5 protein-coding genes are annotated in these 14,714 nt (G+C 62.3%); 1 reads left to right on the top strand and 4 read right to left on the bottom strand.

Features of this window, described 5'->3' with window-relative positions:
- Nucleotides 1-272: 272 nt before the first annotated feature.
- From BLA15945_RS13535 to BLA15945_RS13520, 4 genes are all read right to left on the bottom strand, one after another.
- Nucleotides 273-2,012, bottom strand: coding sequence for a ShlB/FhaC/HecB family hemolysin secretion/activation protein (locus tag BLA15945_RS13535; RefSeq protein ID WP_174992612.1), 1,740 nt, complete (start codon nt 2,010-2,012; stop codon nt 273-275).
- A gap of 547 nt (nt 2,013-2,559) precedes the next feature.
- Entirely contained in the window at nt 2,560-2,838 is a 279-nt protein-coding gene (locus BLA15945_RS13530) for a hypothetical protein (RefSeq protein WP_174992611.1), read from the bottom strand.
- A 9-nt stretch (nt 2,839-2,847) separates the two neighbouring features.
- Nucleotides 2,848-11,988 carry a hemagglutinin repeat-containing protein gene (locus tag BLA15945_RS13525; RefSeq protein WP_174992610.1) on the bottom strand — a complete coding sequence of 3,047 codons (9,141 nt, stop codon included), beginning with the start codon at nt 11,986-11,988 and terminating at the stop codon, nt 2,848-2,850.
- A 411-nt stretch (nt 11,989-12,399) separates the two neighbouring features.
- Nucleotides 12,400-13,287: a LysR family transcriptional regulator gene (locus tag BLA15945_RS13520; RefSeq protein WP_174992609.1), complete on the bottom strand. Its 888-nt coding sequence runs from the start codon at nt 13,285-13,287 to the stop codon at nt 12,400-12,402.
- A gap of 127 nt (nt 13,288-13,414) precedes the next feature.
- Between BLA15945_RS13520 and BLA15945_RS13515 the strand changes: the two genes are divergently transcribed.
- A complete protein-coding gene (locus BLA15945_RS13515; protein ID WP_059237898.1) occupies nt 13,415-14,452 on the top strand; it encodes an aldo/keto reductase in 1,038 nt (345 codons plus the stop codon).
- Nucleotides 14,453-14,714: the final 262 nt, after the last annotated feature.

Genomic DNA, 14,714 nt, shown 5'->3' with positions numbered 1-14,714 from the left:
GGGGTGCGGTTTCGTTTGACGTTTTGAATATTAGCTAAATGACGAAATGTGGGCAAATGGTTTGGAGGGAGATTTCCGCATCGCCTGTTATTCCCGCACCCGACGGGAGCCATTTCCTTGCGCTTCAGCTGCTACGACAGTTCGGGGGCTCTGATACTCGAGTGCCTGGTAGACCACCTGCGGCAACCAACGGGGCTGATCGGGATCGCGACGATCCCGGCCAGTAGCGTCTCCAACGACAGCAGGCCGGCTATCGGATCGCGGTTACTGCGTCAGAACTGTGCCGTGACCTGAAAACCAACCGTCACGCGTGCCGTCGGGAATCCGGACGGCTTGTAGATCGGTGTACCGGCGAAGAGGTCGTAACCGTAGGCGCCCAATCGGGTCGCGACGCTGCCCTTCACGCCGATCACGGCGCCTGCCAGTTGCGTGCCGACGAGCGTGATCGGCTGCGGCCCCCACACGCGGCCGTAGTCGATGCCGGCATAGACCACCTGCCCGGTTTGGCCGATCGGCGCCTGCAGCTCGTTGCGCCAATAGAAGCCACGGGAGGCGGCCAGCATCGTTTCCCCGTCGAATCCGCGCACCGTGTAACGGCTGCCGATCGTCAGGTCGTCGATGTAGTACAGCGTATTGCCCGTGTACTGACCGTGGAACGTCGTCACGTAGCGGAACGGCTGCTGCTCGATCGCGAACGGCACCGACAGATTCGCGTCGAGCACGGCCATCTTGTAGCGGTAGGTCGGGCCGCCGTCGGCTGCCATTATGTCGTCCTGCGCGCCGAATGCGCCGATGCCCTGCCGGTACGCGAGCGTGCCGTCGAACTGCGCGTTGCCGAAGTAGTGCCGATCGGTCAGGCCAAATTCGACGAACGTGTTGTTGCGCCGCTGCTGCGGAATTTCGGTGTCTTCGATGAAGCTTTGCCCGAACCTGCGCGACAAGCGGAACTGTGCGCCGAACACGTCGTTCTGGCTACGCGACAGCACGCGGTTCAGCTTGAAGTCGATCGTCTTCGAATTGCCGCTCGCGATGAACGTCTGATTTACGCCAGCGATCTGCTGGTAGTACGTGCTCGTGTATGCGGAGAGCGTCGCGGTCCAGTAGCCCCACGGGATCGAATAGAAACCGTTCCAGCCGTGCGAGCCGAGCCGCTTGTCACCGAATTCGAGATCCTGGCTCACGCCGATGTTGAAGATATCGTTCAGGCCGAGCGGGTTGTCGATACCGAGCGACAAGTTGCCCTGTAGACGGCCTGTTGCCCGTGTGCCCGAGTTGTCGATCGAAGCGACGACAGTCAAGGGTTTGCCGCGCTTCACGTCGAGCACGACGTCGCTTTCGCCGGGTACGTCGGCCGGGACGATCTGCATCGATACGTCTTGGCTCGACACGCGTTTCATCTGCTCGAGACCCTGTTCGAGGTCGCGCAGGTTCAGCAGTTCGCCATCGCGGGTCGGGAAGGCGGTTTTCCAGGTGCCGCGGAGTTTGTCGTCGGCGAAGCGGATGTGGCGGATTACGCCGGGGATCAGCGAAAACTTAAGGGTGCCGGTCGACAGATCCTGTTCCGGCAGCAACACGCGTGTCGTGACGTATCCGCGCGCCAGGATCGCTTGCGACAGGCCCTTGACGAGGACGTCAAGACCCTGTTTGCCGACGCACTGGCCGGCATAGTGATCGAGCCATTCCCGCGCGAAAGCGAAACGATCCATCGGCAATGCCGACGCGCCTTGCGATTTCAAGGAAGCGGGTAGCGCATCGGGTACATCGAGCGCGAAACGATCGATGCGGAAGCATGGCATTTCGGATGGCAGCGCTGGAACCTCAGCACTTCGCACCACTTCCGATCGCACCCCGGGCGCAGAGACTACCCGTTCGCGCTCACGTGCCTCTTCCTGCTGTCGGGTTTGCTGGTCGTTGCCCGGAATGATCAGGCGCGGCGCTTCTTGTGCCGACACACTGGCCGCGATAAACAGCAGTGCTGCTGCAGCAGAATTCCCCTGGCGAATAGTTCCCATACTTTTCCGAATTTTATCTTGGATCACACTGCGTCGCTGGCACTATCGGCGCATCACTTAGAATCGATCAAATTGATTTGCATTCACTCCTCACGGCATCACAAACGCAACAGCTTCGACCCATGTGGATATCCATTTTTCTCGGCCGCAATCTCTATTTAAATTTATAATATTTAGCCAAAAAAAATTACATCATCCACTTAGACTGTCGATTGCAAACATATTGCACAGGTCAACGCTGTCAAAATTGCAATAACGACGACCAGTAGCAGGATCACTCTAAATCGCGCTCGTCTTGTGGTTGGCCAAGCGCCAGTCCAGTCCGTGGCGCCCGATAGAACAGCCAACACAAGCGCAATAAGTATCGCAAGCACTAGTGATACCTTTGCGATGATCGTGAAGAAAATCTCTAAAAATCTGCGCAGCCAAGTTTGACGAAAAGGAATTTTGATCGGATCTCGTAGATTAGGTCCGTCATCAAACAAACCTCCACCGTCCCTCGATGAATTTTTAGATTCTAATTTGCAGTCTTGCAGGTCGGTTAGCTCTATTTATTTTTGTGCGTGGCACGCCCTAAATAAGCCACGAGAGTGATGGCAGCAGACAAACCGACAAATACAAGCAGCGCAAAAGGGGTGAATAACTCACCAAATCTAGACGCCGTAGCTTTAAAACCAACGACCACGAGACCTGCCACAAACAATCCTAGATATATAAGTACTATCGACGCAAAAAAAACCTTCCAAGGGCGAAATTTTCCGAGAATTTTCCCAATAACCGGCCCAAATAATCCACCTATAAGGCCACTAACAGATTCAATCGACATGTCCGCTCCTTACTTCTTTTGAGGCTCACCAGACTTCACAATTGCCTGCGCTGCTTTGCCCGCCGTTTGACTTAGTGCAAGACCAACTCCACGAATTACGACCCCCGGAATAGTCGTGATGTTCATGATCGAATTCGGAATCCCCGCCCAGCTCAACATCGATGTAGTAAACATAGAGTTGTAAGCCCCAAATGTCGTCGCAGTCGCCAGTCCGGCTAGTGAAAAATTCTGATTAAAACTATCGTAGAAGTTGTTCCCTTTCAGGGTTGCTAAGCCAGCACCGGCCGCTGCCCCGCCTGTATATGTCGCACCGGAAACTGCTGCTCCAGTCGCAGCCGCTGTTGTCAGTGAGTACCCTGCTTGAGCAGCCTTATAGGCGGCAAACAAGTCTTGAGCATACGATAGCCCCGCCGACCCGCCAGTAATTATTTCTGGGGCAAGGCCAGCAGTAGCAAGGCCACCAACGATCACCAGGCCCGCTGTCGGGTTCGCGACAGATCCAGGCAAAGCGTGCTGCTCCGGCGTCAGCATGCCGTCCTTGTTGCCGTACAGGAACGGGCTGTTGTACTCCGCCGACGTCGCGTGAAACAGCCCGCCACTGTTCTGACTGATATACGCCACCGCCGTGGCATCGCCTCCCGGTCCCTTGCTTGCCGCCGAATCCACCAAACGATAGCCGTTCGCCAGCAGCATATTCTGCGCCTGCTCTGCAGTCAGCGACTTGCCGGTCTTTTCTTCATAGAACTTCGCGAAGTCCTTCGCCTGATCCTTCGTCCACTGCCTTTCGTCGGGGTGGAGCTGCCGGTTAAACCGATCGACGTTGTATCCAGAAAACGCTCCCGATTCCCCGCCCACGGCTGCACCGGCCCCCGTCGCAAGCGCATTCGCCACGATGTTCCCCAGCGCCTGATTCATATTCGCGTTGCCGGTCGGATCACTACCCACGATTGCGCTACTCAGTTCGTTCAGCTTGCCCGACGCGATCGACGCAATCGCCGCGCCGGCTGCGCCACCTACCGCGTTACCGCCTGCCAGCCCCGTCACGAGCGCTGCACCGGCACCTTGCATCAGTGCGCGGTTCGCTCCCCCTTCCTTCCACGAGTCGACACCGGACTGGTCGCCATTGGCCGCGGCATCCTTCATCATCTTGTCCGCGTAATCCCCGATCCGGCGCGACACGGCTTCACCAGCCGCGCTGGCCGCAGCCATCATGTCCGACTGGTTGGCCAGCAAGTTCTGCATGTCGGGGAGTTTGGCGACCGTACCGTTGGTGTTCGCCGTATCGCGATTCAGGCTCGCCACATCCTGCTTCTGGTTCGCCGAATCCGTAATCGTGACCGCCCCCGCACTGACGCCGCTCTTCGTCATAGCGCTATCACTGCCGCTGTCGTTTTCGCCAAGCATGGGCGCGGCGCCCCCCGCATTCTTGCCAGACGTGCTGCCGTGCGTGCTGTAGTTCATCCCGCCGTCACCGGTCGTCGCACCCGCACTAAAGCCGCTTGAGCTTGCATCGTAGTGCGACTTGTTCTGGATGTCCGAGAAGGACAGTGAACCCGTCGTCAGCGAATTCTTCGACGAATCCGCGTCGCTCGCGATCAACCCGCCTTTCAGATCCGTATTGCCGGTGACGTTGATGTTGAAGCCGCCGTCGCCTGCGTGAATCCCTGCTTGCTCATTGACGCCCGCATAGCTGCCCGATGCGTTGCCCCTGCTCTGGCTGAAGTTCGCACTGGCACCACCTTGACTGACGCTGAAACCGCCCCCCGCACTCGACTGATGTGCCGCGCTCGACAACGTATCCTGCACGCTCGCGATGTTCAGGTTTCCGCCCACGTCGGCATTCACCTGATTGCCCTTCACTTTCGAGGCGATGATGTTCGTATCGCCACCCGAGATGATCGTCACGCCGTTTGCGGCGTTCACGTGACTGTTGTTCTGCGTGGCCAGGTCACTATTGCCGTCTCCGTTGGCTTTCGACATCGCCGCCGAAACACCGAACCCGCCCGTGCCAACCGACACACCCACGCTCGCGCTCTTCGATTCATTCGTACTGCGCGTCGAATCCGTATCCGCCGTATTGACGATATTGACCTGATTTTTTGCTGCCAGGATCACGTCGTTTGCGTTCAAGTTCGAGCCGGCGATCGTCACACTGCCGCTGCCGGCCTGACCGTTGCCGGTCGCCGCAAACGCCACCGTACCGCCCGCATTCACATTCGAGCCGCGATTCGTCATGCTGTCTTCAGAGAACGCGCTCTTGCTGTGACTGCTGCCGAGACTGACTTCGACTTTGAACTGAGGCGTTTCGCCTGCCCCAAGCGTCCTGACCAGATCGCCCGCGGCGACGTTCGCATCCCACGCTGCGCTCGCCGCGGCCATACCGTGCAGCGCTGCAGCCCGACCATCCTGGCTGCTGCTGGACGCGCGCGACTGACCCACCGCGTTCGACACCGCGTCGATCACCGGCGCCTTCAATGCCAATGTCAGGCCGCTCTTCGAGACTTCCTGCGTTTCACCGCGGTGGTTCTTGTCTTGCGCCGCATCAATCGTCACGTTCGCGCCTGTCCCGCTGAGATTCTTCGCTGCAATCAGGTCGCTTCCGGTCACATGCAGATCGTTTCCAGCCGTGATACTGAGGTTGCCCTTCAGCGAACCGACTGTACTGCCGTTGTTCGCCACCTCGGTTGTCTGACTCGTCGTCTTCAGTGAACTACTGCCCACCGACACCGACAGTCCCCCACCCGACATCAGCCCCGACTCCTTCTTGTCGTAGTAGTTCGACGACTGCAAGGTATCCTGCGACGTCGTCACCGTCACGTTGCGCGCTGCCGTCAGTGTCACGTCGTTCGTTCCGACGATAGTGCTACCGCGAACATCGACGTCCTTTCCGCTGACGATGTTCACGCCGTCCGCCGACACCAGACTGCCGCGATTGAGCGTCATTGTCTGGTCGATACCACTCGCGACCTTCACGCCGCTCACGACATTGCTGTGGCTGTGCGTCTCGTGCGAGTTCAGCTCGTGCTTTTCGGTTGCCGCACCGACGTTCACATCGCCGGCCGCCAGCAGGTTCGCGTTGCCCTTGTCGAGGCTGATCGCGCTACCGGAGAGCGTAATGTCCTTGCCCGACACGATGTTGACCGTATCGCCGCCCTTGAGTGTCGTCCCGGTCAGCGCCTGGTCGGACGTGTGCAGCGTCTCCGCATAGCTGCCGTGACTGTCGCTGCCCGAACTGTTGCTGTTCACCGTCGACGTGGTGCTCGCCGCGCCGAGCGTGACATTGCCCTTGGCCGCAATCGTGCCGCCCTGACCGAGATCGATCTGCGCGCCCTTCGCCGTCAGATCGCCGCCAACGACTACGTTCGACTGCCCGCCGACCGTCACCGAGCTGCCGGTGACCTTGTTGATGTCGGTGTTGGACACGCCATTCGCACGCTGCACGATCTTGTGCTCGCCGGTCTGCACCGCACCGAGATCCCAGTTGCCGCCGACATTCATCCCGAGGTTGCCGCCGACCGACAGGTTGCCCGCGATCTGCTGGAAGTTGCCGCCCGTCTTAATCGACGCATCGCCCACAACGTCCAGCTTGGCGGTCGGCCCGAGCGTCGTCACCACGCTCGTCGCACCATCACGACTCACCCGCATGCTGGTGTTCGTCGCCGTGTTGAGGATCAGGTCTTTCCCGGCGTCTAGTTGCAGACTGCCGGCCTTCACGTTCGCCGACGTCAGGTCGATGTTGTTCTCGGTCTTCAGCGACATCAGCCCGCCGCTTTGCAGCGCGCCGAATGCGTTGTCGATCTGCTTGCCCTGGATCGCCAGCGTGTTGTCCGCCTTGATCGTGCCGCTGTTCGTAAATGACTGTGCGTTCTGGAAGTCGATGTTCGTCGCGCTGATCAACGGGCCGTCGATATTCTGCTGGCTGGCCTTCGCGAGATACACGACCGGCACGAGCACCGACTGACCGTCGACCACGCGCGTTTCCATCATCACCACATTGCTGGTCAGCTTCGAAACCTGATCGGCCGACAGGCTCGCGCCTACGGCCAAATCGAGCGACTTCGACAGATCCGCACCGGCTGCCATCAGCGATTGATACATCGTCTGCAGATCCGCATACGGCCCGAGCACCGCCTTGCCGGTCAGCGCGGTGACCTCGTTGCGCACGAGATGCTGTTCGTAAAAGCCGTCGCCGAGACGCTTCGGAATATGCGTGAGATCGACGCCGATCTGCCCGAAGAAGTAGTCGCTCGAGATGAAATTCTTCTGGTTCGTGAACGCCGGGTTCGTCTCGATCACGTAGTTCGCGTTCGGCGCGGTAGTCGGCCGGTACAGCCCGCCCTGCGGAATCGTGAGGTTGTTCAGCACGTTGAGTGCCGTCGCACTGGCGATGATCGGATCGACCGGCACCGGCGGGCCGCCGTGCAACGCTGAAGCCCCCGATTTCGCTCCGCTCGCGTTACCGCTCAAATTAGCCGGCGTGAGACCCGGCACCGACTGCCCCGGCAGCAAGCCGAGCGGCGGAATCGAGGCGTTGCCAGCCGTGTTGCTGACGCTCGCTCCCGTGCCCGAAATCGTGCCGTTCGAGCTCGTCGTCGAAAAATAGCCCGGCAGCTTGTAATCCTTGATCGATGCCGGTGCCGCCTGCGTGTAACCGCCCGGTCGCCCCGTCACGAACGGTGCGTTGCCGAACGGCAATTGCCAATCGTGTTCGGTGTTGTCGTAGTTGTTGTAGTGATATTGGCCCGAATAGGAAACCGACACGCCCGGCAGATTCTGACCGGATGCCGCCCAACCGTCGGAGTCGTAGTGGGCCGGCATCTTGATGTCGCCGACTGCCGCGATGTTGCTCCAGTAGTTTTGCAGCGTGCCGACCGACGACGCATCGATCTTTCCACCCGACACGATCTGGGCGGCCGGGCTGATGTCCGTCACGGTCGTCGCCGTCGCGCTGTCCGCATAGTAGGTCGTGAACTGATACGTGCTGTTCCACTGACCACCGTGAGGCGGATCGGTGTAGACACCGCCGATACTGCTCGGATCCTTCACGCCGACCTGGCCCGTGCGGCCGCTGATCGGAATACCGAACTGCGCAAGCGATGCCGGATCCATCTGGCTGGTGGACGTCTTCATCACGCGCCGCGTGCTCGTCACTTTGTCCGCGTGCAGTTCCATGTCGCCGCCCGACTGGATCAACGCCGACACGTTGTTGACCAGCGCCGCGTTCGTGTAATTGCCGCTCGCGCCCTTGCCGCCTGCCAGCACGACCTTGCCCATGCCGAAGATGGCGGTCGTCGCCATCGAGTCGTTCGCGGTCGTGTCGTCGCGGTTTTCGATATCGTGCGCGAGGATTTCGAGCGTGCCGTTGCTGTCCGATGCACCGATCAGTGCAGTTGGCCCGAGATTCGAGATCGTATTCGTCGCGTTGAGCGACGTGCTGGCGCCCACGAGTGCGCCCGTATTGGTCAGGTTGGCCGATTGCGTATGCAGCAGGCCGCCGGCAGTCAGCGCACCGACGTTGACGATGTTGCCCGCGTTGACGCTCAGGTTGTTGACCGATTCAAGATTCGCATTGTTCGTGAAGGTGCCGGGCAGCGTGAAAGCGAGATCGTGACCGACGTTGAACCGGGTATCGGACTCTGTCGTGTAATCACCCTGCAGGTTCACGTTCGCATCATGCGTTGCGCTGTACGTGCCGCCGCCCTGCAGGGTGGCCGCCGCGACCGTCAGGTCGTGCGTCGAGCTGATCTGGCCACCCGTGTTCGTGATCGCGCCGGTCGTCGTGACGTTCACGTCGCCGTTCGAATTCGTCACGTTGCCGATGGTGCCGCCACTGTTGTCGACGGTGTTTGCGTTGACGTGCAGCGAACCGCCGCTGAGCTGACCACCTTGCGTGTTGCTGATCGACGCTGCCCGGGTCGTCACATCGCCGTTGCCGGTGATCGCACCCATGCCAGACACGCCGCCGGCATGACTGTTCGCGATCCGGCTGCCGCCTTGCACCGTCATCTTGCCCGCACCGAGATCGACAATGGCGCCGTCCGCGTTGTCGATCGACGCCGATTGAATGTCGAGCGTGCTGGTGTCGCCGGCGGTCGATTGCCCGGCCTGAACGTGACCGCCACGGTTCGACAATGCACCGCCGCTGGTCAACGACAGTGACGCGTCCGATCGCAGCAGGCCCTGTGCGTTGTTCACGTCGCCCGCAATCATGGCGGTGATACCGCGCTGCGCGGCGAGAATGCCGCTCGCGTTGTTCCAGCTGCTCGCATCGACGATCGCTCGTCCCTTCGTCACGATGGTGCCCGACGCGTTGTTCAATGCGCTCGATCCATTGCCCGGCGCGATCGTCAGCGTGCCCGTGCCGGCGTGCGTAATGGTGCCGCCCGCGTTGTTCAACCCGGCCGGCGTGAGCGTCAGGTCCGTGCTGTTGGTCTGGATCACGCCGGCGGCCGAGTTATCCAGCGTGCCGCTGACGTTGATGCCCATTGCCGACGAGCCGTATTGCGTGATCGCGCCGCCGTGGTTGACGAGGTTGGCGGCCACAAGCGCAAGCTGATTGGCCTCGAGCTTGCCACCGCTGTTGTCGAGCATCGAATCAGCAGTGACAGACAGGTTCGGCGCAACGATCGAGCCACCCTGATTCGTCATGGAGCCTGTGTGGATCGTCGCATTCGTGCCGGCACCGATCTGGCCGCCGTCGTTCGACAGCGTACCGCTGGTAACGCTGACGTCCGTGTTCGACAACAGCCTGCCGCTCGCATTGTTCAACGTGCCGGCGACGGTTGCGGTCAGTCCGTTCTGCGCGTTGATCGAGCCTGCCGTGTTGTTCAACGCGCCGGTTTGCGCGACGACGCGCCCGTTGCTTGCGATCGAGCCGCCCACGTTCGACACCGAACCCGAACCGCTTCCGAGCGTCAGTGTGCCGTTGCCGGCATGCGTGATCGTGCCGCCGTCGTTGACGATCGCGGCCGGCGCGAGCGTCAGGTCGGTACCGTTGGTTTGCAGCGTGCCGCCGTTGGAATTGTCGAGCGTGCGCGACACATTGACGGCTATCGGGCCAGCTCCAGTCTGCGTGATCGTGCCGCCATGGTTCACGAGGCCGGTCGCCGTCAACGACACCTGGCCCGCCTGCACGGTGCCGGCGCTGTTGTCGAGCGTCGCCGCGCTGACCGTTGCCGCCTGGCCGACAATCGAACCACCGCTGTTCGTCAGGTGCGCGCCGGCATCGACCAGGACGTTTTGCGCAGCCTGCAGGGTACCGCTGCCGTTATCGACCGACTGGCCCGCAATACGCAGATTCGTGTTGGACGTGATCGTGCCGCGGTTGACGACGTTTGCGCCGCGGACCGAAACATCACCGTTGCCACCGATGACACCGCCTTGCGCACCGTTCGCGGTAGCGCCCGCTGCGTTGGTCAATTGGCCGCTCGTCGTCACCGACAGGCCATCGCCGTTGAGCGACGTGATCCGACCTGCCGTGTTGTCCAGTGACGCACCGGCCACCGCCATGCCGGCTGCGCTTTGGATGGTGCCCTGGTTGTTCGCGAGGGCACCGCCCTGGATGTCCGCCGTACTCTCCGAGATCAGCTCACCTGACTGGTTGGCGACCTGGCCGGCCACGTTGACCGACAGCGGCCCCTGCGACGAAACCTTGCCGCTCCGGTTCGAGAGCGTGCCACCGGTCAGCGTCGTGCTGCCGCCGCTCGACAGGCTGCCGTGATCGTTGATCACCGTGCCGGATGCATTCGCCTGAATGGCGCGTTGTGCGCTCGTCGTCGCGTTCGACAGATTCAAGTCGCCTGCCGTCGCGTTCAGCGACAGATTGCCGTTTGCCGCCGTCTGGCTGCCGGCGAGATTCACACTCGCGCCGGTCAGCGCCGCATTGCCGCCCGCTACGTTCTGCCCCGCCGCGCTCAACTGGCCCGAGGCCGTCACGCTCAGATCGCCGCCCTGGCCAACCGAACCGTCGTTGTTCACACCCGCGCCAAGCGTGCCGGTCGAATTGACGCTGCCGGCATTGACCGTCGTGTTCTGCTGTGCAGCGAGCGTCCCGGTGTTCGTGAGATCGGCACCTGTGCCGGCCGACAGCGATTGCTGCGCGTATGTGGTGCCGCTGTTCTGGATGCCACCTGCGGCCAACAACGCAACGTTGCCGCTCGCGGTCGTCTTGCCCGTCAGTACGAGCCGGCCGTTCGACTGCAGCGTCAGGTCGCCCGCCTGCGCCGCGATCGTACCGGCGTTGGCCACCCCCACACCGTTCTCGTTCGAGGCGAGGAAGATCCGATTGCTGTACATGCCGCCCAACTGGCTCACGTCGATGGCAACCGCCGGGGCCGCGCCGTCGCCGGCGATCGGTGTCGCCGCGAGCGTGTCGTGGTTGACCTGGGCGGCGCCTGCGATCACGTTCAGATTTTTCGCGTAGACCGCCGCGTTCACCTGCACCGCGCGTGCAATCAGATCGACCTGATCGATATTGGCCGCATTCAGGCCTGCGCCTGCAACGGTCACGAGGCCGCGGTTGACGTTGTAGCCGGCAAGCGCCCCGTCAGCACCGTAGAACGGCACGCCGGTTGTCAGGGTCGCGCGACTGGTATTGAGAAAGCCGCCGCCGTCGACAAAAATCCCGGACGGGTTAGCCAGGACGAGTTCCGCACGGGCGCCCGCTATCTCGACGGTGCCGCGGATCTGCGACGGGTTCGGGCTGTTGACCTGATTGACGATGATCCGCGCAGCCTGTCCGGCTCCGTAATTCGGGTTGCCGTTGATCCAGCCCGCTTGCTGCGTCTGAACCATCGTGGCCGAGTTGTTCAGGATCGCGCCGGCCTTTTGGACATCGAACTGGTTGTAGGTGTTGACCGATACGCCTGCGCCAGAGGGCTTGGCCACGTTGACCTGGGGCAAGCCGTTCGGCGTCTGGATCGCCTGCGTGGTGGTGCCTGGCGTCGGGACGATCTGCGCGCCGGACAAGGCAGGCAACATGCCGAGCACGGCCACGCCCGCCACGACGGCGCGTGTGCAGGATGCCGACGAACGCCGCCGCGCGCGCGCCTCGCCCGTTGCCGATTTCCCCTCAGCCGTCGCCGTCTCCGCGACGGCCACCACCATTCCCCGACGCCTGGAATACACCAGGCGGTGCGTATTCTTGTTCATTCTCGTCGACGCGGCCCGCGTCCATTCGTTTGGTTATTGACCGCGAGCTTACTGAAACATCGAAAAATGACTGTCACAGATTGCCAATCTGTTGAAGGCGAGCCACAAATTTCTAATTTCTGTCTCGTCTGATTGACGCGTGCGCGGACATCTCGGGTGGAACTTTGTAAAGCTGACAGGTGGGTAGAAACACATCGGGAATCGCTGAATTCCGGTTGAATTCAGCAGATGCCTCGACGCTGCGAAGCTCCCTTGAGATCTCTACCAGAAAGGTGAATTAAGGTCGGCTTTTCTCTTGATAATAATAATTATGCATTCCAAATTAAAATTTTCATTCCGGTCTCAGGCGCTGCGTCGCATGAGACGTTACGACTGCGGAATCGGCATTGAATTGCTTCCGGCGCGGCGCGCTCACGCCGCTGTCAGCGCATCCGTCAACCGATCGATCAACTCACGCACCCGCCGCGGCTGCGCGACGCTGCCCGGATAGACGATCTGCAGATCGACATCGCCCGGCGAGATCGCACCGAGCACCTCGACGAGCGCCCCTGACGCCAGATCCCGTTCGACGTCGACCAGCGACTTCAGCGCAATGCCATGCCCCGCGACGCACCACGCGCGCACGAGCGCGCCGTCGTTGGCCACGCGCCGGCCGCGCACCATCACACGCTTCGGTTGTCCATCGATGCTGAACGGCCATTCGGCATACATCTCCTGCCCGAAACGCATCACGATGCAGTCGTGAGCAGCGAGATCGTCCGGATGCGTCGGCGTGCCGTGCGCGGCGAGATACGCGGGTGACGCGCACACCACGCGCCGTGCCCGGCCAAGCGAACGGCTGCGCAGCGAACTGTCGGCCAGCGTGCCGCGGCGGATCGCGAAATCGAGCCCCTGCCCGACGAGATCGACGTAACCGTCGCCGAGATGCAGGTCGACCGTCACGCCCGGATGCTCGGCCAGGAACGCATCGACGACAGGCACGACGCGCTCGCGCCCGAGATCGGCCGGTGCGCTCAACCGCACGGGCCCCGACAGCGTCTGCACGCCCAGCCGCACGCGGCTCTCGAGTTCGTCGGCTTCGGCCAGCAGGCGCCGTGCGCCGTCGGCGAGCGTGCGCCCCTCGTCGGTCAGGCTGATCGCGCGCGTCGTGCGCGTCAGCAGCGCCGCGCCGTAGTGGCGCTCGAGCGCCGTCAGCCGCTCGGACACCGTGGCCGGCGACAGCCCGACCTCGCGGCCGGCCGCGGCCAGCCCGCCCTTCTCCACGATGCGCAGGAACAGCGCGAGGTTGTCGAGCAGCATTGTTCGCCCTTTCCGAAGGATAATTTCGTTATCTTCAGGATTATCAGGAAAAGCCGCAAACGGTACAGTGATCGCCTGACAAACGACACGCGGCCTCGCACCGCGCTCACGACGAAAGGAAGCGCACATGGAATACCGCACGCTCGGCCGCTCCGGCCTCAAGGTTCCCGTCCTGAGCTTCGGCGCAGGCACCTTCGGCGGCACCGGCCCGCTGTTCGGCGCATGGGGCAACACGGGCGTCGACGAAGCGCGCCGCCTCGTCGACATCTGCCTCGAAGCCGGCGTCAACCTGTTCGACACGGCCGACGTGTATTCCGACGGTGCGTCCGAGCGCGTGCTCGGCGCCGCAATCAAGGGCCGCCGCGACCAGGTGCTGATCTCGACGAAGACGGGCCTGCCGACCGGCGACGGCCCGAACGATACAGGCACGTCGCGCGCGCGGCTCGTGCGCGCCGTCGACGACGCGCTGCGCCGCCTCGACACCGACTACATCGACCTGCTGCAACTGCACGCGTTCGACGCGGGCACACCGGTCGAGGAAGTGATGTCGACGCTCGACGATCTCGTGCGCGCGGGCAAGCTGCGCTACATCGGCGTGTCGAACTTTGCCGGCTGGCAGATCATGAAGTCGCTCGCGGCGGCCGACCGGCACGGCTGGTCGCGCTACGTGGCGAACCAGGTCTACTATTCGCTGGTCGGCCGCGACTACGAATGGGACCTGATGCCGCTTGGCGCCGACCAGGGCCTCGGCGCGCTCGTATGGAGCCCGCTCGGCTGGGGCCGGCTCACCGGCAAGATCCGGCGCAATGCGCCGCTGCCCGAAGGCAGCCGCCTGCATGAAACGGCCAGCTACGGGCCGCCGGTCGACGACGAACGTTTGTACGACGTGGTCGATGCACTCGACGCGATCGCGGAAGAAACCGGCAAGACGGTGCCGCAGATCGCGCTGAACTGGCTGCTGCAGCGACCGACCGTGTCGTCGGTGATCATCGGCGCGCGCAACGAGGAACAGCTGCGGCAGAACCTCGGCGCGGTCGGCTGGGCGCTGACCGATGCGCAGGTCGCGAAACTCGACGCAGCGAGCGCGGTGGAAGCGCCTTATCCGTACTTCCCGTATCGCCGGCAGGCGGCGTTCGCGCAGCTCAATCCGCCGATGCGCGGGTAAGCAACCGCGCCGTACCCGTCGCTGCGGTCGAGGTCCGCTCGCCCATGTGCGACTGGAAAGGCCCAACACCGGTATTCGAGGAAGAATCACGATTGCAGTCGGGCCGTCGGCGCATCCCGAAAGCGCTGCCGGCGCTTCACGATCGCGTTGGCCGGATGCCCGGTCCCTGGCGGTGGCACCAGAAAGTGCGGTCGTCATGGGCCTACCCGTCGAGCCGCGAACTTCCTATCGTAGAGGCCTGCGACGTGCCCGCCGGATGGGC

It is taken from the genome of Burkholderia arboris, assembly GCF_902499125.1.
Lineage (GTDB): Bacteria > Pseudomonadota > Gammaproteobacteria > Burkholderiales > Burkholderiaceae > Burkholderia > Burkholderia arboris.
Note: the sequence above shows the minus strand (reverse complement) of the source record. Positions and strands in the feature narration are given on the sequence as shown.

Coding starts and splice junctions, on each gene's coding strand:
- BLA15945_RS13535 (WP_174992612.1), bottom strand. CDS start 2,012: ATGGGAACTATTCGCCAGGGGAATTCTGCTGCAGCAGCACTGCTGTTT.
- BLA15945_RS13530 (WP_174992611.1), bottom strand. CDS start 2,838: ATGTCGATTGAATCTGTTAGTGGCCTTATAGGTGGATTATTTGGGCCG.
- BLA15945_RS13525 (WP_174992610.1), bottom strand. CDS start 11,988: ATGAACAAGAATACGCACCGCCTGGTGTATTCCAGGCGTCGGGGAATG.
- BLA15945_RS13520 (WP_174992609.1), bottom strand. CDS start 13,287: ATGCTGCTCGACAACCTCGCGCTGTTCCTGCGCATCGTGGAGAAGGGC.
- BLA15945_RS13515 (WP_059237898.1), top strand. CDS start 13,415: ATGGAATACCGCACGCTCGGCCGCTCCGGCCTCAAGGTTCCCGTCCTG.